Source organism: Mariniphaga sp. (assembly GCF_041687215.1).
Classification (GTDB): domain Bacteria; phylum Bacteroidota; class Bacteroidia; order Bacteroidales; family Prolixibacteraceae; genus Mariniphaga.
This window is the reverse complement of sequence record NZ_JAWLCI010000079.1, coordinates 1-21,777: the sequence shown is the minus strand read 5'-3', so window position 1 is coordinate 21,777 and position 21,777 is coordinate 1. Positions and strand designations below refer to the sequence as shown.

Genomic DNA, 21,777 nt, shown 5'->3' with positions numbered 1-21,777 from the left:
TACGGGATGTTTGTTTTTGTACACCCTGAAAATACTGATAATTCAGCTATTTTTAGGTAACAAACTCCCTTTTTTTATGAATAATTCAGGTTAAACTCAGTCTGAATTATTTTTTCAGAAAAGGATGGTAATCACCTTTTAATCCAACCGGTTTAGCATTTCTCACATAATCGGTTAATATTATACTTTCGCGGGCATCGTCTATTCCAAATCCGTTTCCGTTGAGAATATTCTGGTAGGTAACCGTGTGCAAATCGGTAAAACCACCGCTGAATTCAATTTCCTTCCCATTTACGGTGATGGAGCGGTAGGTACGCATTCCTTTTTCGGTGGCTTGTGGCGGAAGGTCACTGTTGTCGAGGCTGAGAAACCAGCGCACCCGGGCTTTTTCAAGCTGCAGAAAACCGGCGGCTTTATGCGGTCCGTAGTGGTGCACAATGTTTTCTTTCACGTCGCCAAAAATCCAGGTAATCATATCGAAAAAATGAATGCCAATGTTGGTGGCCACGCCTCCCGATTTGGAAACATCGCCCTTCCAGCTTTTCAAATACCACTTTCCGCGGGTGGTGATGTAGCTCAGGTCGATGTTGTAAATTTTATCGCCACCTTCGTCAATTTCCTTTTTCAGCGCCAGAATAGTGGGATGGTAGCGCAACTGTAAAATGGTATAAACATTTTTCCCGGTTTCTGCTTCAATATCTTTAATAATACGCATATCTTCCGGGTAAACCACCAGCGGTTTTTCGCAAATGGCATGGGCGCCGTTTCGCAGGGCAAACCTGATATGCGACGGGTGCATGTGGTTGGGCGTGCAAATAGTCACATAATCGATAGGTTTTCCTCCACGCCGGATATCATCCATATATTTATCCATGTTTTCAATTTCCAGGAAAAACTCGGCATCCGGGAAATAGCTGTCTATGCGGCCCATCACATCGAAACGGTCGGTGGCGCAAACCAGTTCGTTTCCGGTTTCCTTTATGGCTTTCATGTGGCGGTCGGCAATGTAACCGGCCGAACCTATCAGTGCAAATCGTTTCATATTTTTGTTTTATGCTCGCAAAGGCGCGAAGACGCGAAGGAAAGATCCTTCTTTGTGCCTTTGCGTCTTTGCGTGATATTTTTCTTTAAATCAGTTTCAAAAAACCGCCAGCTAAGATATACTTTTCTCCGGTTTCGGGGCAAACGAGATTGTCACCCAAAATGGCACCCGAGCGGCTTACCCACCCTTTTTGTCGGGCTGGAACGCCAACCATCAGTGAATACGGTTTAACGTCTTTTGTAATTACAGCGCCAGCGCCTATAAAGCAGTATTCTCCTAACGTAATTCCGCAAACAATGGTGGCGTTGGCGCCAATGGTAGCGCCTTTTTTTACCAGTGTTTTTTTGAATTCCTTCTTGCGGTTAACGGCACTGCGCGGATTCACCACGTTGGTAAAAACCATGGACGGGCCAAGAAAAACATCGTTTTCGCAAACCACCCCCTCATAAACCGACACGTTGTTTTGAACTTTTACGTTTTTGCCCAAAACTGCCTTGTGTCCAACAAAAACATTTTGCCCCAGCACACAATTCTCGCCAATTTGTGCGGTTCCCATCACATGGCAGAAATGCCAGATTTTAGTGCCGATTCCTATTTGAGCGCCGTCGTCAACTACGGCTGTTTCGTGGATAAATAGTTTATTCATTGTGTTTTTATTCCTTTGCGTCTTAGCGCCTTTGTGTGGAAATTTTCCTCGCCAAGAATCCAAGGCGCAAAGATTATTTATTGAAAAATTCCTTTATGCTACTTGTTATATATTCCAGCTCTTCTTCCTTCAACTCGGTGTGCATGGGCAGCGAAAGCACGGTTTCGGCCAGGTGTTCGCTTACGGGGAAATCGCCTTTTTTGTATCCAAGGTACTGGTAGGCTTCCTGCAAATGAATCACTCCCGGATAATAAACCATTGAAGGGATTCCCTTTTCATTCAGAAATTGCTGCAACTCGTTTCGCCTGCTGGTTTGAATAGTGTATTGGTGAAACGTGTGTGTACTGTAATTCACTCTTTGTGGCAGTTGAATTTCTTCGATACCTTTCAAATGCTCATCATACCAGGCCGCTGCCTGTTGCCGGGCTCTGATGTGCTTGTTGAAATATTTCAGCTTCACGCTTAATACCGCAGCCTGAATACTGTCGAGCCGCGAATTGACCCCGATGCGTTCATACTGGTATTTCGCTTTCATGCCGTGGTTGGCAATGGAACGGATGACAGAAGCCAGCTTTACGTCACCGGTAAAAATGGCACCTCCATCGCCAAATGCACCCAGGTTTTTTGACGGAAAAAATGAATTGCATCCGATGTGCCCTATAGTTCCTGCTTTCTTTTGTGTGCCGTCGCTGAAAATATAATCAGTTCCCAACGCCTGGCAGGCGTCCTCAACTATGAACAGGTTGTGTTTTTCTGCCATTTTAAGCATCGGTTCGAGGTAAGCACACTGCCCAAAAAGATGTATCGGTAAAATGGCTTTCGTTTTTGGAGTGATTGCTTTTTCAACTTCATTTTCATTCAGGTTGAATGTGTCGGGATGCACATCAACAAAAACCGGTTTTAAGCCAAGCAAAGCCAGCACTTCCACGGTTGCAATAAACGTAAACGGCGAAGTAATCACCTCGTCGTCCGGTTGCAGGCCAAGTGCCATAAATGCAATTTGCAGCGCGTCGGTTCCGTTACCGCAGGCAATTACATTAGTTTGAAGGTAGTTGGAAAGTTCCTTTTCAAACTCCAGCACTTTCCCGCTTTTTATAAATTGTGTGGATTTTATCACCTCCTGCATGGCAGCGTCAATCTCCTCCTTCATGGTGAGGTACTGCCCGTAGGTGTCGCACATGTGAATTTTTTCCATATTTTCTTTTTTACCGCAAAAGCCTTATCTTGTATAACACTTTTTCCGCAAAATTAGATTTTCTTTTGTTTCTCTTTATCTTAGGTGTTATATTTCTTCAATGACAATAAAAATATATCATGTCATTCAATTGCAAGGCAAATGAAAATATAGCTTATATATTTGTATCAAAAAATAGTTACTATGAAAATTTTAATGGTTTTAAACTCTCATTTCCCACCTGATTCAAGAGTTGAAAAGGAAGCTATTAGTTTGCTGGAGGAAGGTCATGAAGTTCATATAATTTGTTATTTAAAACACGATCAAAAGAATAAAGAGAAATTTCAGTCCATTACAATTCACAGAATCAACTGTTCTGATTTTTTTATCAATAAACTAAGTGCCCTTGCTTTGATATATCCATATTATTTTAAAAAGTGGAAAAAAGAAATAGAAAAGATATTTATCCGGCACCAGTTTGATGCCATACATGTCCATGACTTGCCACTCAGCAAAGTAGGCTACTATTTTAAAAAAAAATTCGGTTGTAAGCTAATTTGTGACCAGCATGAATTTTACAGTGACTGGATCAAAAGAACAGCACATATGAATACATTAACTGGTAAATTGGTTAGTAAATTTTCCAATTGGGGGAAATATGAAAAAAAATATCTGTCGCTGGCTAACCTGGTAATTACAGTCGCCGAACCTTTAAGGATTAATTATATTAAAAAATATAAATTGGATGCAGATAAAATAATTACTGTTCCCAATACTCCCACAAGAAAAATATATAACCTGAATAATATCAATAATGAAATTATTGAAAGATATAAAAATGACTTTATTATATTTTATGCCGGAGGCATTGATATATTAAGAGGAATTGATACAGCAATCATTGCTTTAAAAAGCATACAAAAAGAAATACCAAATGCCAAAATACTTCTTTGTGGGAGAATTGTACATCCGTATGACCCAATTAAAACTGCCAAAAAGTATGGAGTTGAAAGTTCTGTGATATTTAATGGTTGGATTAATGAAGAGGAACTTCCATCCTACATTGCTGCAAGTAATGTTTGTTTTTTTACCCCTCCGGCAAATAGGGAAGAAATAAACAATACAATAGCTACAAAGATTTATCAGTTTGCAATTATGCAAAAACCTATAATAGTAAGTGATGCTAAGTTAATGAAAGAATTTGTAGTAAATAATAATCTTGGAATTTCAGTAAAAACAGGAGATAATTTAGGTTTTGCCAATGCAGTTTTGAACATTGCAAAAAATAAAAACTTATTTCAGAAAAGCAGTTCTAATATCGGGGAAGAATTTTTTTGGGAAAGAACAGTTAATGAATTAATAACCAGTTATTCTTTACTAAATTCAAAACAGCAGTGATTCATTGATTTTTATTTTTTAAAATTCATGAGTATTTTGTCTTTCAAAAGATCTACATCTTCCGAAATTTTAAAGCCTACGGTTAGCGCAACAAAAATTATTGTGAACAGGGTACTTCGCAAAAAAATGTCGGGTAAAAGCTGAACCTGGGGTATTAAAGTGGAAACAAGGACTGACAGGACAAAAACAAAAGCAGCAACCAGAATTTTTCGGTCAAACGGCTGCATTTTGTATTTCAATTTTAAAAAGAGAAAACGCATGAAGTTATTCGCTGTTAGAGAGGCAGCTATTGCAATCGCAGCTCCGGTTATGCCCCACAACGGAACAAGTATGAACATGGTTACGACCACCAGCACAATTAAAATCAGAATAAAATAGAGTGCCACCCTGTAATGTTCTGAGAAGGCAATTATTTGTGCATTTGCGCCGGTCATCATGTCAACCAGGTAGCCAAGTCCAATAAAGAAAATAACCCATTTCGCCCCTTCGTAATCAGGACCGAGAATAACCAGAATGTTGTCGATGTTTATCCAGATTCCGCCGAATAAAAAAGCACCGATGATAAATTGGTTCAGGCAGCTTCGGCGGTAAATGTCAGCAATGTAGCCCAAATCTTTGCGTTTAAAGGCATCTGCAATCAGGGTGCCTGAAATACGCAAAAGCGTGCGCGAAGGGATGATTACCAGTGTTCCAAAAAAGAAAGCAATGGCGTAAACTCCTGTTTCGCCTAATCCCAGCAGTTGATTTATCAGAATTTTATCGATATTAAAAACAATGTTGCTTCCAAGTCCGGTTAAAATACTGAAAAATCCCACGCTAATCATCTCTTTTCGTAAGGTGGGTTTAACGAATTGCAATTGTGGCCTGAAACTAATTTCCTTTTTTATTCCCAGGTAAACAAAAATGACTACACCTTTGGCACAAACAGAAGCTGCATAAGTCAGTATTAAAAAATGAAGGTTAATAATCTGAAAAACAAAAAGTAGTGTTGCCAGTAAAATCAACAATCGTTGCAAAAATTCCTGCAAAAATGTACCGAATACGGCATCGTACAATAGTTTGTTAAACACATCGAGTTGAGTGAAAAGCAGGGTAAAAAAAGTTAGGGGAATCAGCAAATACAGATAATCGGCAAACAGTTTCGATTTTTCGAGATTGCTTTCTACAAGCCACGAATTCATAAACCAAAACAAAATCAGGAAAAGGGAAAATCCCATAAACATTACTGCAAAAGCGATAAAAAGGTAGCCATTGTGGTTGTTTTCCCTGTTTCTGAACCAGGGGAAAAGACGACCGGTAATTCCCTGAAAACCAAGGGAAGATAACTGGGCAAACAGCACCGACCAGGCTAAAAGTAAGCTGAATAATCCAATGGTATCGGTAGTCAGGTAATTTGGGAAAAGATAACCTGTGGTGATAAATCCTATACCCACGCCCAAATAAGACCAAATGCTTCCCTTGATACTTTGATTAATGATTATTCCCATTTATATGGCTTAAGCGTAATAAATATTTATTTTTGTTCAGAACTTTTTGAAATTCATTTTAACTATGGCAAAGATAACTTGCTTCCGTAATATTTTTATCAATATCGGAATAATCCTGTTTTTTATTGTTTTGGCGTATGCTTACATGTTTCCGCTTCTTGAAGGCAAGACTCTTGAAATGGATGACATTATGCATTTTAAAGGTATGTCGAAAGAACTGGCGGATTACCGGGAGGCAACCGGCGAAGAAGCAATCTGGACCAACAGCATGTTTGGCGGAATGCCAGGGTATTTGATTTCAGTATTATATCCGGGGAATATAAGCAGCCACATTACCGGAAGCATTAGGAAAATCTTTTCCATTGCTTCGTTTCTTATATTGTATATGGTTGGTTTTTTTATTTTATTATCAAGCCTGAAAATCAACCGCTGGTTATGTGTTGTCGGAGCTGTTGCATTTGCTTTCACATCTTATTTTCTGATTATTTTAAATGCTGGTCACATGACAAAAGCCAATGCCATTGCCTGGCTTGGACCTGTACTTGCAGGTGTTTTGCTGGCTTTTCGCGGTAAACATCTTGCCGGAAGTTTGTTGTTTGCCATTGCATTTTCGCTTGAACTGGTTTCAAATCACCTCCAGATTACCTACTACGGTTTTTTAATGATAGCCATTCTGGGTTTTGTAGAATTGATTTTTGCCATTAGCGAAAAAACGCTTCCTGCTTTTTTCAAAGCTTTTTTGTTTTTGCTGGCAGGAGCAGTTGTTGCCGTTGGAATGAATTTTTCCCGCCTTTATACAACATGGGAATATTCTAAAGACACCATCCGCGGACCATCGGAACTGACAGCGGACAATGAAAACAAAACCAGCGGACTCGATAAAGATTATGTCGTTCAATGGAGCTACGGAATCGATGAAACGCTGACATTGCTTATCCCCAACTTTAAAGGTGGTGGTAGTCAGATTCATCCGGGAGTTGATTCAGAAAGTTACCGGGCTTTGCAAAGCCAGGGAGTGCAAAATCCGCGGCAGGTTATTCAGGGAGTTAGTATGTACCACGGAGACCAGCCTGGCACTTCAGGACCGGTTTATGTGGGCGCTATTATTGTACTTTTATTTGTACTGGGATTGTTTGTGGTGAACGGCAGAATGAAATGGTGGCTGGTTTCGGCCACAATTGTTTCCATCGTGCTTTCGTGGGGTGGAAACATCATGGGGCTCACCAGTTTTTTGCTCGATTACCTCCCGTTTTACAACAAATTCAGGGCGCCCAGCATGACGCTGGTGATTGCTGAGTTTACCATGCCGCTGCTTGGAATCATTGCATTAAACGATATTCTTACCGGAAAAGTGGATAAGAAAATCTGGCTAAACGGTTTGAAATGGTCTGTTATAATATCAGGTGGACTTTCGTTGATTTTTGCAGTGATCCCCGGAATTTCAGGCAGTTTTACCAATGCTACAGATGCCATGCGTTTTCCCGACTGGCTGATGGACAGTGTAATTGCCGACCGGAAGTCCATGTTTCGTGCAGATGCCTTCCGTTCGTTTTTGTTTATCGCACTGGCTGCCGGAGCTATGTATCTGTGGCACATCAAAAAAATAAAAACGACGCCATTTATTGCCATTCTGGGAGTTCTCATTTTAGTCGATTTGTGGCCCGTGGACAAACGGTACCTCAACAACGATCACTTTGTACCAAAACGGCAGGCTGAAAATCCTTTTCCGATTACGCCAGCAGACCAGGCTGTTTTGCAGGATAACGACCTCTACTATCGTGTTTTACCTTTACAAAATCCGTTTCAGGATGCAAGGGCTTCGTATTATCACAAAAATGTTGGTGGCTACCACGCGGCAAAACTGCGCCGCTATCAGGAACTGATTGACCATCACCTTCAACCCGAAATGCAAAAAATGGTGACCGGATTGCAAGCCGGTTCTCCCATCGATTCAACATTTCGACAACTTTCAGCGATAAATATGCTGAACACCCGTTACATCATTTTCGATTTGAACCAGGCTCCCATTCGCAATCCGCATCCACTAGAAAATGCATGGTTTGTGTCCGATTTTAAAATGGTGGGGAATGCCGACGATGAAATCAAAGCTATGGAAAGTTTCGACCCGGCAGAAACGGCCGTTGTTGATCAACGTTTTATAGAACACGTGCAGGGAATTACGGTAGCCAAAGACCGGGCGGGTAAAATTGAACTGACTGAATACCAGCCCAATTATCTGAAATATGATTTCAGTGCCACAAGCGACCAGTTTACCGTTTTCTCTGATATTTATTACGATAAAGGCTGGAATGCATACATCGACGGAGAACCGGTTCCTCATTTCAGGGTGAATTATGTTTTGCGCGCCATGATTATTCCGGCGGGTCAGCATACTGTGGAATTCAAATTCGAACCGAAGTCGTATTATATGGGAAATAAAGTTTCGCTGGCCAGCTCATTGCTGTTGATTTTGGCCATTGCAGGTTACGGTTTTATGCAATTCCGAAAACGTAAAAATCAACCCGAAAAATAAGATTCGGATGGAGTCGCGATTGCCTGCCGGTTTTTTTCAGCGAAACGTTTTGGAAGTTGCTCCTGAATTGCTGGGAAAAATTCTGGTCCGTCAATTCGACGATTGCAAACAGAAAAAGTATGTCATTACCGAAGTGGAGGCATACAGCGGTGATGGCGACCTGGCCTGCCACGCCAGCAAAGGCAAAACACCCCGTACCGAAGTTATGTTTCGCGAGGGAGGCCTGGTTTACGTTTACCTTGTTTATGGAATTCATTGGTTACTGAATATTGTTACGGGAAAAGAAGGTGATGCCTCGGCAGTTTTGATTCGCGGATTGGAAGGCATTGAAGGGCCTGGCCGGGTTGGCAAAGCACTCTGTTTGGACAAATCGTTTTACGGAGAAAACCTGTTCAAATCAAACAGAATTTGGATTGAAAATTCAGAAAAAAAGGTGGAATTTACCATTTCGCCCCGCATTGGAATAAATTATGCTGGAGAGCCGTGGGTAAGCAAACCCTGGAGATATCTTCTTATTTCTCCAAAATAAACCGGTCGTAAATCCACAGAAAAACCACAGCAGAAACTGCCACTCCGGCATACACGATCCAGATATTCGACGGATTGTAATTCACCCATAAAAATTGAATAAGTTCCGGTGTGGTCATTCCCATTTTTTCAGCCGCTGAAGCAATAAAATCATTTTTACTGAACGTATCAGAAATTTCGGGGATAGATATGCCACGTTTGGCCACCTCAAGCTTTAATAAAGAAATATCATCGGCAATGCGCTCGTAAACGCCACCTGATAGCCAACCGGCCAGTTGATGCCCGGCAGCTATGGGCAAAAATGATGTGCCCATGTAGAGTGCTTTTTTATCCTCCGGTGCAATTCGACCCACGTATTCGGTAAATTTAGGTGAGCTGGCCATTTCGCCCAAAGCAAAAACAAGAATTCCCAACAAAATAAGCCAACTGTTCTGGTTCGAGAACATCAGACTTAAACCGCCTGCCAAAACCAGAATTCCACCCATCATGGCAGCCAGCGGCCTGAAGCGCATGACAAAAGCAGAAACCATTAACTGAAAAACGATAATAAAAAAGGCATCCATACTACCAAGCGTAACAGCAGTTATGGTTCCTTCAGGTGTTCCTATTGCCTCGGCCAGCCATGGCCAGATGGAATAAATACCATCATACAACGCAGAAGTGTCCACCCACTGGTCAACAAAAACAGGGAAAGAATAATACAGTTGGTTAAATGCAGTCCAAAAAAGAATCATGATAATCAAAAACAAAACATACTTCCAGTTTTGAAGGGTAATGCCAATATTTACAAAGGCATTCCCAATACTTTTCAAAAGTGAAGAACCTTTTTCCTTGACAACCGGTTCGTGGAAGAAAAATGCAGTAATAAAGTAATTGATAGACATGGTGATGATGGACATGTAAAACACAAAGTCCCACGATTTTTGCATCAGTACACCGGCAATAAAAGGTCCGATAAACCCACCGATATTTACCATCATATAAAAAATCCCAAACCCGATGGATGAAGTTTCTTGCGTGGTATTCCTGGCAATCATGGCCGAAATAATGGGTTTGAAAAGTGCACCTCCAACACAGGTCCAGATGAAAGCAAAAAACATCCAGCCAAATGTTTCAAAACTTCCAATCATATAAAACCCGGTGATGTAAACTGTAAACGAAAGAAACAGGATGCGTTTGTATCCTACCTTGTCTGCAATGGCGCCGGTTATTACCGGTAAAAAATAAAGCAGCATAGAACCGGTTCCCATAATAACACCTTTTTGGGCCTGGGTAAGTCCCAGTGCACCCGTATCTTTGGAGTTGACCAGGTAAAGGGCAAATGCCATGTAAAAGCCGTACCATGCCCAGCGCTCGAACAATTCAATAACATTGGCTGCCCAAAATGTAGTATTGTATTTTTTAATTACCGATACGAATCCCATTGCGTTTCATTTAAAAAATTAAAGCGCGCAAGGTAGCGAATCAGGAAAAAAGAAACAAGGTAAATTTATGGGGCCCGGGCAAAATTATTTCAATCTGAAACTCGATATTCGGATGGCCTAATTACGATAAATTAAAGTCTTCAAGAAAAATCGTCATCAGAATAATAATCATAATGGTTAAAAACAACATGATGAAGAAGCCGACCACACCAATCTGGAATCCTTTTTTAACTTTTTCAGTTCGTGTTGCGGAAATGAGATATTCAACGGAATGCAAAAGATTTTCAGGAGCTTTTTCATTTTTAACGATGTAATCGGCAGCACCCTGCTTCATAATATTAACAGCTACTTCCACATCGTTTTGTCCGCTAAGAAAAATAAAATCTATCTCCGGATGGTCCAACTGAACTCTTCTCATCAGTTCCATCCCTGAAATTCCTTCAAAAGAATAATCCAGAACAATAATATCTGGTTTATGGTGAATGGCTTTCAGGCACTCCTCGCCGGTTTTAAATGTTTTAAGATTTGTGTATTTTTTTTGTTGAAGGTAACCAACAATCAAATCTTTGTAAATAACACTGTCCTGAACAATGTAGATGAGCGGATTCTTTGTTTTTTGCATAGCAGCCCGATTAATTATTGATGATCATAAAAATACCACATTTTTTTTCAGAAATCAAACATACTGAAAATTATAATTGAATTTAATGAGATTACTGGTTTTTGAATACTACTAACCTAACTTCGTAAAAACAAGCTTTACCTCCTTGTGGGCTGCATTGAACCTGGCGACTGCCCTCCGGGTTGAAACATATTGTTTTGCTGCTCGCCGGTATTAAATTGTTGTTCGCTCTCCTGCCGTGCTTTTTCTTCGGCTTCTTTTCTCAGTTGCTCTTCCAGTTCTTTGTCTCTGATGTTTTTGGTAAAGGCAGGATCTGGTTTTAAATCCCAGCTTAAATTGTTATCCCAGTTCGATCTTACTTTTATCACCTCATTAATGTAGGCCACTCTTTCGGGTTGAACTCTGTCCTGATAACTACCGGCATTCCATTTCCCGTCTCCGTTAACATCGTAAATCACCTTCACCTTGTATTTTTCCGGTGCCAGATATTCAAAAACCACTGTACTGTTTTCTTTTACTACTTTCTCCTGTAAAACTTTTTCCGCATCATTATTCTCGAGTAGTTGTACCAAAACCTGATTTTCAACACTGAGCAATTCCAAATTGATTGTTCCGTAATAATCATCAGGCCTTGTTTTAAATGTGTTAGACAGTTTTCTGCTCGAAATGTCGTAAATATTTATACATGCTGCTGAATCAATTTCAAGGGTATAACTGGTTTCACTTTCCCAGGGAAATGAAATCCGGTAAGTTCGCCACAAAACCGAATCCTTAACAAATTTAAATGCAAGCGGGGTTTTGAGTGTATCTTCTGCCAGATAAACTGATATGGAAGCAGAATCAAGATATTTAACCGGATGTGGTGAGGTTAACAAAATGTCTTTATTCAAATCAAATCCGGTACTACTCAAATTGGTTGTCCAGTTAAATTGTTGAACCGGCGGTGGGCCTTCCTCTTCATCGTCTCGTGTTCGCCTTCTGGCACGTCTTGAGTCTTCTTCCCTTTCGGTAAACTGCATGTCAACGGTATCTTTATGAACGTAAAGCAGACCTATTGAATCAAGCTGATAATAAGAAAGTTCCATTCTTAAATTTTCTTTTGCAGCCAATGTAGTGTCGGCAATCCACATGGTTAGCGAATCAAAATTCTGATTAGGTTCCAGCACATACCAGTTGGGCACAACGGTGTCAACAAGCTGAATATTAAATGTATCGCTTACCGGTTCGTTAAAAACAAAAGTGGCCTGGAAGCGCGAATCCCTTTTTGAAGTTTTCAGGTACTGTTCGAAAATCCTTTCCGTGAACTGTCTCAAATAAATCGGTTCCGGCAGAAAATGTATATGACCGGCAATTAAAAGCGAATCGGCTCCGGTTGCTAATGTATCAGCTTCGGCATGAAAATGTGCAGAAGGAACAACCAGGGTATCGTGAAAAGCAATCTCTTCAGCGCCTTCGTTGTAACGCAGGTCGTTGTTCAAATCGTTAAAGGAAAAGAGATGATATTCTCCTTCCGCAATATTGTCGAAAAGGTATAATCCTTCCTCGTCGGTTTTTGCAATATAATCGGGCTGAAGTGTGTAAACAGCCGAATCGTGCAGATTTTTATGCAGTAAAACCAGCGTATTCTCTACCGGTTCAAGGTTAAATCCTTTTATAACTTTTCCTGCCACTCTGAGGGTGTCGAGCGTTTCGCCGGTGCTCATTAAAAAACGTAAACTCTCGTAAGGATTTCTTTCGTTATTGTCAACTATGGAATTTTTAAAATCCAGCGAATAGGTCATACTGTCGCGCAAATCCTCATTGAACCGCACAATCAGGGTTTTCGATTTGGTAAGAATTGTGAGCCGTTTTTCCAGTGGCGGCGACACTACAAGCATTTCCGAAACCTGGTCGGGAATAATAAATTCATCGAAAGTAAGGCGCACTTCGTTTCCGTCAAAATTCAACGATTTGTAAAGGGGTTGTGTTCCAACCAAAACCGGTGGTATGGAATCGCGCGGACCGCCAGTGGGCATTCCCTGGTTGGCACACGACGAAACAATTACAATCCAGGCAAACCCTGCTACAATAATATATGGTAATTTATCGAGTATCTTCATTATTCAAAAAAACGACCCACAAACATACAAATTCCTGCAAACAATGAATGTTAGGAGTTGTTAATTCTCGTATAATTAAACTAACTTGCCAAAGATTTTAAACAAGAACAAATGGCCAAAAAGAAAAAAAAAGAACACAGAAAGCTGAAAAATTCAGTCACGTTTAATAAGAAAAAATTAAAAAATGCCATCCTGTCGGCGTTGTACGAAGAGCCGGGGAAAGTGGTCAATTACAAACAAATTTCTTCATGGCTGGGAGTTAAAGATTCTGAAGGCCGTCATTTAATAAATGTAGTACTGGAAGAGCTTAAAGACGATGAATACCTCGAACAAATTTCGCGTGGCAGGTACCGGCTGAAAGCAAAAACAGGAACCATTTGCGGTGTGGTTGAACTTCAGCGACAGGGATTTGCATACGTAAACAGCGACGAGGTGGACCGCCCGATTCTGGTTTCGGCACACAATCTGAACAATGCCATGGACGGTGATAAAGTTAGGGTACATTTGTATGCACGCCGTAAAAAACACGACCTGGAAGGCGAAGTAACCGAGATTGTGGAACGGGCCAAAACCATTTTTGTGGGAACCGTTCAGATGTCCCGAAATTTTGCTTTTCTGTTACCTGCCGGAAAAGTTGGATTCGATATATTTATTGCCAAAGAAAACCTGAACGGAGCCAAAGACGGACAAAAAGCAATTGCCGAAATTACTGAATGGCCGCCCAAAGCACGCAGTCCGTTTGGAAAAATTACCGAAGTACTTGGCGACACCGGCAACAACGACGCCGAAATGCACGCCATTTTAGCCGAATTTGAACTGCCCCACAAATTTCCTGAAAAAGTGGATTTAGTGGCAGAAAAAATTCCGTTCGAAATTCCGGAAGAAGAGTACAAAAAGCGCCGCGATTTTCGGGAGGTAACTACTTTTACCATCGACCCTGCTGATGCCAAAGATTTCGACGATGCCCTTTCGCTGCAAAAACTTGAAAACGGGAATTGGGAGGTTGGCGTTCACATTGCCGATGTTACCCATTACGTAACACCTAACTCGATAATGGAAGATGAAGCCCAAAGCCGGGCTACCTCGGTTTACCTGGTCGATCGGGTGGTGCCCATGCTACCGGAAAGGCTTTCCAATGGGGTGTGTTCTCTGCGACCGAACGAAGATAAACTCTGTTTTTCTGCCGTTTTTGAATTAACCGAAGAGGGGAAAGTGGTAAAACAGTGGTTTGGAAAAACGGTAATACATTCCAACAAAAGGTTTGCCTACGAAGATGCACAGGAAATTATTGAAACCGGCAAAGGAGAGCTTGCAGAAGAGGTACTGAAGTTAAACGATTTGGCCAAAAAACTTCGCAGTCAACGGTTCAAAAATGGCTCTATTGCATTCGAACGGGTGGAGATTAAATTTAATATTGATGAGAACGGCAAACCACTTTCCGTTTACTTTAAAGAAGCAAAAGAATCCAACCAGCTCATTGAGGAATTTATGTTACTGGCCAACAAAAAAGTGGCCGAATTCATTGGCAAAACCAATGGGCGGAAAAAGCCCAAAACATTTGTTTACCGCATTCACGACAAACCCGACCCCGACAAGCTGGAATCGTTTAATTCGTTTATCAGCCGCTTTGGTTATGGCATTCAGCTTCAATCTGTAAAAACCATATCCAGCTCTATGAACAATCTGCTCGACCACGTTAAAGGTAAAAAGGAACAAAATGTGGTGGAAACACTGGCCATCCGAACCATGGCCAAGGCCGCATATTCTACCCGCAACATCGGCCACTACGGACTGGCTTTCGACCATTATACCCATTTTACTTCGCCCATCCGCCGGTACCCGGATATGATGGTGCACCGGCTTTTGGAAAAATACCTGGAAGACGGACGCTCGGCCAGCGAACAGAAATACGAAGATCTTTGCCGCCACTCTTCCGATATGGAAACACGTGCCGCCAATGCTGAAAGAGCCTCCATAAAATACAAGCAGGTGGAATTTATGCAAGACCATGTGGGAGAAGTATATCCGGGAGTGATTTCAGGAATTACCGACTGGGGAATTTATGTGGAGTTGGAAAATAAAATTGAAGGAATGATTCCCATTCGCGAACTGGATGACGATTTTTATATTTTCGATGAAAAAAATTATGCTTTGGTTGGAAGACACAAGCACAAAAAATACCAGTTGGGCGACGAAATTACCATACAAATTTTGCGTACCAACCTGGAGAAAAAGCAGCTTGATTTCAAACTGGCAGACAACAAAGAGCCAAAGGATTCAGAAAGTTAAAAGTGAAAATCCCGGAAATTAAAGGGCTTGTGGAATATTTGAAACAGACTCGCCTTTTTTAGTCGAAAAATTAAATGTGTATTGAGTAAAATAAATATTTATATTTGTTTACTTTTTAATGCATCAAAAAAAGGGAATTAAAATGCAGACCAACTTGGAAAATGGTACAAAAAGAGACCTCAACAGGGAGAATATCCTGAAAATTGCACGCGAAATATTTAGTAAATACGGCTATAAAAAAACTACACTCGACGATATTGCCAATGCTGTACGTAAAGGTAAAAGTTCGCTTTACTACTATTTTGCCAGTAAAGAGGATTTGTTTCAGGCGGTGATAATGAAAGAGGTGGAAATTCTGGCCCATGAGCTGGAAATTGTGATTAACCGCAACACCGACCCGGTGGATAAACTGCGCGATTATGTATTAACCAAACTTACAACCTTTCGAAGTCTGGCCAACTTTTACCACGCCATCGAAAACGATATTACTGCCATCGAGTTTATAGAAGAGGTGAAACGCCGTTACGAGCAGGATGAAATCCGGATGATTAAACGCATTCTGATTGAAGGTGTACGTAAAAACGAATTTGAAATTTACGATTTTAACCTGGCAGCCATTGGAATTACCACCGCCATTAAAGGTTTGGAAATGCCCCTTTCGGCTGGAAATTACGGTGCTGTAAATCTGGAGCGCAGTGTCGATACCATTCTGAAAATTATTTGCTACGGAATAATGAAACGTTGATAAAAAGTAAAAGGCCGGTTCAACAACCGACCTTTCCTCTATCAACCTAAACCTAAACTAAACCAAAAACCAAACCTTTGTGTGTTGTGAGCTAAGTATGTCATTAAAACGCAGAAGTTGCAAAAAGGTTTAGAAAAATTCAAAATATTTTTTCGAACTTAGGAATTCAAGCAAAATTCTACGATTGACCATAGAAATTAGCTCTATTCCCTGCGGTTAACTAAAATAAATTTCCGGTTTTTTTCTATTTCAATTCAATAATCATTGCTGCTTTTGCCGGCACTTTAATTTCCGAAAGGTTGGCTACAGAAGTTCCTGTAATAATTTCCCTTCCGGAAGAATAACCTTCCAGCATTTCGCTAAACCGCCCGGTTGACAGTACTTTTTCTTCGGTATTTTTATTCAGGATAACCATCACTGCTTCATCTTCATTGTAGCGGAAATACGTGTAAATTCCTTCTTCGGGAACAAAGTGCATCAGTTTACCGTGGTGAATTACTTCTTTGTTTTTGCGCCAGTTTTGAATGGTGGAAAGGTACTGTTGCATATTTTTCTGAGCAACGGTTAATCCTTTTCCGGTCAGTGCATTCACTTTGTGGTCGGCCCAGCCGCCGGGAAATTCGGCACGAATGTCGCCGTGGTGATCGCCAGGATGGGTCATCAGCACTTCGGTTCCGTAGTAAAACTGAGGAATTCCGCGCATGGTGAGAAAATAAGCCAGTGCCATTTTCAGCAAATCTTCATCTTCGCCCAGTTGCATGTACATGCGCGACATGTCGTGGTTGTCTGGAAAAATGACCAGGTTCCACGGGTCGGCATATAAAAAATCGTTCGCCAGCATTTCATACATTGTCACAAACCCCGAGCCCCAGTCTTCATTTTCCCGAAGCCCACGACTTACGGCAACCTGCAACGGAAAATCCATGAGGCTGGGCAATGAACAGTGGTAACCGTCGATGTTGTTTTTTCCTTTTTGCCAGTAGGAAACAATGGCGGGATTCAGGCTCCATTCTTCGCCTACAATGTTGAAATGAGGATATTCTTCCAGCACTTTTTCCGTCCATACCGCCATCATATCTTTGTCGGGGTAGGGCCAGGTGTCCTGCCGGATGCCTTCCAGTCCGGCAAATTCAATCCACCAAATGCTGTTCTGAATGAGGTACGTGGCCATAAACGGATTTTTCTGGTTCAGGTCGGGCATGGTGGGCACAAACCAACCGTTGGCCATAGCGCTGCGGTCGGCCTCCGAAGCATGCGGATCCTGATTTACCGTTCGCCGGTGCGAAGTAATGGTATATTCCGGGTGGTTGTTAATCCAGTCATCCATGGGCAGATCGTTCATCCACCAATGCTCCGAGCCGCAATGATTGAAAATCATGTCCATAATCAGCTTCATGCCGCGTTTATCCAGTTCTTGGTTCAGTTCCAAGTATTCTTCGTTGGAACCGTAGCGTGGGTCAACCCGGTAAAAATCGGTGGTGGAGTAGCCGTGATACGAAACTTGTGTCATGTTGTTTTCAAGCACGGGGTTGAGCCAAACGGCCGTAAAACCCAAATCCTGCAAATAATCCAGCGAATTGATGATGCCGCGGATATCGCCACCGTGCCGCCCATCGCGGTCGTTGCGGTTGGGTTTTTCCTTCATCCCATCCACCTGGTCGTTGTTGGGATTTCCGTTCACAAACCTGTCGGGTGTAATCAGGTAAATCACATCCGAAGTATTGAATCCTTCCCGTTCGGCTGAATTTTTTTCACGGGCTTTCAATTCGTAGGAATAGCTTTCTACTGTTTTTCCGTCTTTATTAAACTGAATGTCAAAATTTCCGGGTTTAACATTCTTATCCAGTTTTAAATTGATGAACAAATAATTGGGATTTTGCACTTTTGAAACTGAATAAAGGGTAACGCCGGGATATTCCAACGAAACTTTGGTTTCAGAAATATTGTTGCCATAAACCATCAGTTGCAGGTCGGGCGATTTCATACCGGCCCACCAGAACATCGGTTCTACCCGTTTCAAATCTATGGTTGAGGAAAATACATTGAGAGTAATGAGGATAATAAGTGCTGATACTATTGTTCGTTTCATTATTTTAAGATTTGAATTCTTTTTTACTGTTTCCATTAATGGTGACTTGCTTGCCCCACACTTCCACCTGTGCCTCTTTTTCTGAATGATTGATAATGGTGAAAAGGTTTTTTTTCATGGTCACCTCCAGGTGTGCGCCTCTGAAATTGATGCGGAACGACCAGTTTTTCCATTTTTTTGGTAAAAACGGATGGAAGATGAGTCGTCCGTTTTTCACGCGAACGCCGCCAAACCCCATTACAAAGGCCATCCAGGTGCCGCCCATACTGGTAATGTGCAGACCATCGTCGGTGTCGTTGTTGTAATCGTCCAAATCGAGCCGGGCCGTACGCAGGTACATTTCGTATGATTTTTCTTCGTAACCAATTTTGGCCGCCAGAATGGAGTGTACACACGGCGACAGGGACGATTCATGTACCGTGAGCGGTTCGTAAAAATCGAAATGACGTTTCAAATCATCTGCCGAAAAATCGTCTTCGAACCAAAACATGCTTTGCAGCGTGTCGGCCTGCTTGATGTAGCATGAGCGAAGAATCCGGTCCCAAGACCATTTTTGGTTGATGGGCAGATTTTCATTCGAAAGCTCTGAAACAGGTATCAGTTCTTTGTCTTTGAAACCATCCTGCTGGAGGTAAACCTGGTTTTCTTCATCGAACGGGAAATACATTTTTTCAATAATTTCCTGCCAGCGAGCGGTTTCCGTAAGTTCGTTGAATTTCCATTTTTTCAGCAGTTCATCGAACAGAAACGGGAATTCCTTTTTCAGGAAATCAATAACTTCCAGCGTGTATTTTAAGGTCCAAACAGCCATGTAACTGGTGTGAAAGTTGTTGTTCACATTATTTTCGTACTCATTTGGTCCCGTTACGCCCAGCATCACAAATTTTTGTTTCTTTTCCGACCAGGATATCCGCTGGCTCCAAAACCGGCTAATGGCCAGCAGTACTTCAAATCCGTAAGGTGCAAGGTATTCTTTGTCGCCGGTATAATTTACGTAATTGTATATGGCATAGGCAATGGCGCCATTGCGGTGAATTTCCTCAAACGTAATTTCCCATTCGTTGTGACACTCTTCGCCGTTAATGGTAACCATGGGGTAAAGCGCTGCATTGCCTTTGAAACCGAGCTTTTGAGCATTTTCAATGGCTTTTGGCAAATGTTTATGCCGGTACGTCAACAAGTTGCGCGAAACTTCCAGCGGAGCGGTGCTTAAGTAGAATGGCAGGCAGTAAGCCTCAGTATCCCAGTAGGTTACACCACCATATTTTTCACCTGTAAATCCTTTGGGACCAATGTTTAACCGTTCATCTTCGCCGGTGTAGGTTTGGTTCAACTGAAAAATATTGAACCTGATGCCTTGCTGTGCAGCAACATCATCGTTTATTTTGATGTCGCTGGTTTCCCATTTTTCCAGCCATTTGTTTTTGTGGTTTTCGAAAAGGGTATCGAATCCGGCTTTTTGTGCCCGGGCAATTGCGGTTTTGGCTTTTTTCAGCAATCCGGATTTTTTGTAGTTCATCGATGAAACCGTTGCCGCCAGTTTTTCAATGATTATTTCGTCATCTTTTTCGATGTTGATTTTTTGCGTGACTCCAATGTACCTTTCACTTTCAGTGTTGAATATTTCTGAAGAAACCGGTTGGTTATTTTTCAAAATCTGAAACCACATTCCGGTGGTTACCTGAAATTTTGTTTTCAGTGTTTCCAGCGTCAGATAACCTTCGCTTTTGCTGATTTCCTTCTGAATTTCAATCCAGAATTTTTCATCGTAATTGGCGTCTTCATTTTTCACATCGCCATCGAGGTAAGGCGAAACGGTAAGTTCCCCGGAAAAGTTCAGGGCTTTTATTGAATAGCGGATGGCTCCCAGTTCCGTGTCGTCAATACTGACAAAACGCTGAGCTGTAACAGCAACCCGGTCTCCGTTGGGTAGTTCCGTCTCAAAACTGCGTGAAAGCAATCCGTGTTGCATATTGAGTTCCCGACGGAAGGAAAGGATTTTTGCTCTGGCCAAATCCAGTTCCTGCCCGTTCACCCAAATGTTAATGCCAATCCAGTTGGTGGAATTGATGATTTTGGCAAAATATTCCGGGTAGCCGTTTTTCCACCAGCCAACGCGGGTTTTGTCAGGATAATAAATTCCTGCTAGGTATGCACCCTGAAGCGAATCGCCCGAATATTTTTCCTCAAAATTGGCCCGCTGGCCCATCCGACCGTTCCCGATGCTGAAAATGCTTTCGGAAATGCGATTATATTCCGGACGGAAACCTTCCTCTATAATTTTCCATTCGTTATGAATGATGTATTTCTTCATTTCTTGTACGTTTTAAATCCGGTTATTTTTCACCTGCTGCCACATCTTTTACAAACAGCACTGAAACTGCTGCCAGTAAAAGCGATCCTCCTCCGAAAACCAGTGCCAGAATAGCCTTCCCTCCAAAAACAGTTTGCACCAGAAAACCCAGAATGGTAGCTGCCAGAATTTGCGGAATCACAATAAAAAAGTTAAAAATGCCCATATAAATTCCCATTTTATGCGATGGCAGCGAGCCGGTGAGAATGGCATAGGGCATAGACAAAATGCTGGCCCAGGCAATTCCGATTCCAATCATGGGCAGAATCAGCAGGTTCGGATTTCCGACAAAATAAACCGAAGCCATTCCAACTGCGCCAAACGTCAGGCATATCGCGTGAGTCATTCTACGGCTGGTGTGTTTGGCCAGCACCGGCAGCGAAAAAGCCACCAGGGCAGCTACCCCGTTGTAAACCGCAAATAGAACATTTACCCAGTCGGCTCCGGTATTGTATTCAAGGGAAGTTGTGTCGGTAGTCAGGTAAATGTGACTCGTAACGCCCGCTGTGGTGTATATCCACAGGGCAAACAGTCCCATCCACGAAAAAAACTGAACCACAGCCAGTTGTTTCATGGTGGCAGGCATACGGATGAGGTCGGAAAAGATTTCCACCAGCGCATTTTTGTCTCTGTTTTTCGATTTCAGGACATAAACCAACAGCATCAGAAAAAAGAAGGCAATGAGTAATCCGCCCAGAATGTAAAGTTCGTTTTTCAGTTCAAACCAACGGGTTAAAATAACCACAACCAGCCCGGTAATTCCAAAGATGCTACCCAGCGAAGTAAATTTTTGCCGGGGAACCGGATCTTCCCGGTAATCCCTGGCCACCTTGTTGGTTTCCCGTTCGGTTATTTCGTATTCCCGCATTTTTTCGGGCGGATATTCCTTGGTGGAAATGATAGTCCAGAGAATAGCAAGAAAAAATGCCAGTGCGCCGATGTAGAACGACCACCGCACCGAAGGCGGAATAACTCCTTCCTGGGCTGTGTTGGGAACATTCAGCCAGTTGGTCATTACATAAGGCAGCATGGAACCCACCACTGCGCCGGTGCCAATGAAAAAACTTTGCATGGCAAAACCACGGGTACGTTGTTCGTTGGGTAGCATATCGCCCACAAAGGCGCGGAACGGTTCCATGGACACATTGAGGGATGCATCCATCACCCAAAGCATTCCGGCTGCAATCCACAAAGATGGTGAGTTTGGCATCAGAATAAGTGCCAGCGAGGCAAAAATAGCCCCGAACAGAAAATAGGGTCGGCGACGCCCCAGCCGGTTCCAGGTTTTGTCGCTCATGTGTCCGATGATGGGCTGCACCACCAGCCCGGTTACCGGAGCGGCAATCCA

The 21,777-nt window shown here is 42.2% G+C and carries 15 protein-coding genes; 5 read left to right on the top strand and 10 right to left on the bottom strand.

Annotation, left to right across the window (positions count from 1 at the left end; genetic code table 11):
- Nucleotides 1-106: 106 nt before the first annotated feature.
- The 3 genes from ACESMA_RS19350 to ACESMA_RS19340 form a co-directional block, all read right to left on the bottom strand.
- Entirely contained in the window at nucleotides 107-1,042 is a 936-nt protein-coding gene (locus tag ACESMA_RS19350; protein WP_372950516.1) for a Gfo/Idh/MocA family oxidoreductase, read from the bottom strand.
- An 85-nt stretch (nucleotides 1,043-1,127) separates the two neighbouring features.
- Nucleotides 1,128-1,688 carry an acyltransferase gene (locus tag ACESMA_RS19345; RefSeq protein WP_372950515.1) on the bottom strand — a complete coding sequence of 187 codons (561 nt, stop codon included), beginning with the start codon at nucleotides 1,686-1,688 and terminating at the stop codon, nucleotides 1,128-1,130.
- Nucleotides 1,689-1,761: 73 nt separating this feature from the next.
- The gene (locus ACESMA_RS19340; protein ID WP_372950514.1) at nucleotides 1,762-2,883 is read right to left on the bottom strand and encodes a DegT/DnrJ/EryC1/StrS family aminotransferase; all 1,122 of its coding nucleotides are present in this window, start codon (nucleotides 2,881-2,883) and stop codon (nucleotides 1,762-1,764) included.
- A 183-nt stretch (nucleotides 2,884-3,066) separates the two neighbouring features.
- Between ACESMA_RS19340 and ACESMA_RS19335 the strand changes: the two genes are divergently transcribed.
- Nucleotides 3,067-4,260: a glycosyltransferase gene (locus ACESMA_RS19335; protein ID WP_372950513.1), complete on the top strand. Its 1,194-nt coding sequence runs from the start codon at nucleotides 3,067-3,069 to the stop codon at nucleotides 4,258-4,260.
- An 11-nt stretch (nucleotides 4,261-4,271) separates the two neighbouring features.
- Here the strand turns inward: ACESMA_RS19335 and ACESMA_RS19330 are convergent, their stop codons facing one another.
- The gene (locus ACESMA_RS19330; protein ID WP_372950512.1) at nucleotides 4,272-5,747 is read right to left on the bottom strand and encodes a lipopolysaccharide biosynthesis protein; all 1,476 of its coding nucleotides are present in this window, start codon (nucleotides 5,745-5,747) and stop codon (nucleotides 4,272-4,274) included.
- A gap of 64 nt (nucleotides 5,748-5,811) precedes the next feature.
- On the opposite strand from ACESMA_RS19330, the gene ACESMA_RS19325 reads away from it, so the two are divergent.
- A complete protein-coding gene (locus ACESMA_RS19325) occupies nucleotides 5,812-8,280 on the top strand; it encodes a YfhO family protein (RefSeq protein ID WP_372950511.1) in 2,469 nt (822 codons plus the stop codon).
- A 7-nt stretch (nucleotides 8,281-8,287) separates the two neighbouring features.
- A complete protein-coding gene (locus ACESMA_RS19320; protein ID WP_372950510.1) occupies nucleotides 8,288-8,809 on the top strand; it encodes a DNA-3-methyladenine glycosylase in 522 nt (173 codons plus the stop codon).
- Here ACESMA_RS19320 and ACESMA_RS19315 read toward each other — a convergent pair.
- The 3 genes from ACESMA_RS19315 to ACESMA_RS19305 form a co-directional block, all read right to left on the bottom strand.
- Nucleotides 8,793-10,232, bottom strand: coding sequence for an MFS transporter (locus tag ACESMA_RS19315; RefSeq protein ID WP_372950509.1), 1,440 nt, complete (start codon nucleotides 10,230-10,232; stop codon nucleotides 8,793-8,795). The genes ACESMA_RS19320 and ACESMA_RS19315 overlap by 17 nt on opposite strands.
- Before the next feature lie 121 nt (nucleotides 10,233-10,353).
- On the bottom strand, nucleotides 10,354-10,854 hold the full coding sequence (locus tag ACESMA_RS19310) for a response regulator (RefSeq protein ID WP_372950508.1): 501 nt from the start codon (nucleotides 10,852-10,854) through the stop codon (nucleotides 10,354-10,356).
- Between the two features lie 137 nt (nucleotides 10,855-10,991).
- The gene (locus ACESMA_RS19305; RefSeq protein ID WP_372950507.1) at nucleotides 10,992-12,953 is read right to left on the bottom strand and encodes an Ig-like domain-containing protein; all 1,962 of its coding nucleotides are present in this window, start codon (nucleotides 12,951-12,953) and stop codon (nucleotides 10,992-10,994) included.
- 111 nt (nucleotides 12,954-13,064) lie between these two features.
- On the opposite strand from ACESMA_RS19305, the gene rnr reads away from it, so the two are divergent.
- Both rnr and ACESMA_RS19295 read left to right on the top strand, forming a co-directional pair.
- A complete protein-coding gene (gene rnr, locus ACESMA_RS19300; protein WP_372950506.1) occupies nucleotides 13,065-15,242 on the top strand; it encodes a ribonuclease R in 2,178 nt (725 codons plus the stop codon).
- A 142-nt stretch (nucleotides 15,243-15,384) separates the two neighbouring features.
- Nucleotides 15,385-15,987, top strand: a complete 603-nt coding sequence (locus ACESMA_RS19295) for a TetR/AcrR family transcriptional regulator (protein WP_372950505.1) — start codon at nucleotides 15,385-15,387, stop codon at nucleotides 15,985-15,987.
- A 244-nt stretch (nucleotides 15,988-16,231) separates the two neighbouring features.
- Here ACESMA_RS19295 and ACESMA_RS19290 read toward each other — a convergent pair whose 3' ends face one another.
- The 3 genes from ACESMA_RS19290 to ACESMA_RS19280 form a co-directional block, all read right to left on the bottom strand.
- On the bottom strand, nucleotides 16,232-18,076 hold the full coding sequence (locus tag ACESMA_RS19290; RefSeq protein WP_372950504.1) for a glycoside hydrolase family 13 protein: 1,845 nt from the start codon (nucleotides 18,074-18,076) through the stop codon (nucleotides 16,232-16,234).
- A 4-nt stretch (nucleotides 18,077-18,080) separates the two neighbouring features.
- On the bottom strand, nucleotides 18,081-20,390 hold the full coding sequence (locus ACESMA_RS19285) for a family 65 glycosyl hydrolase domain-containing protein (protein WP_372950503.1): 2,310 nt from the start codon (nucleotides 20,388-20,390) through the stop codon (nucleotides 18,081-18,083).
- A 22-nt stretch (nucleotides 20,391-20,412) separates the two neighbouring features.
- On the bottom strand, nucleotides 20,413-21,777 hold a 1,365-nt coding region (locus ACESMA_RS19280; RefSeq protein WP_372950502.1), incomplete at its 5' end, for an MFS transporter.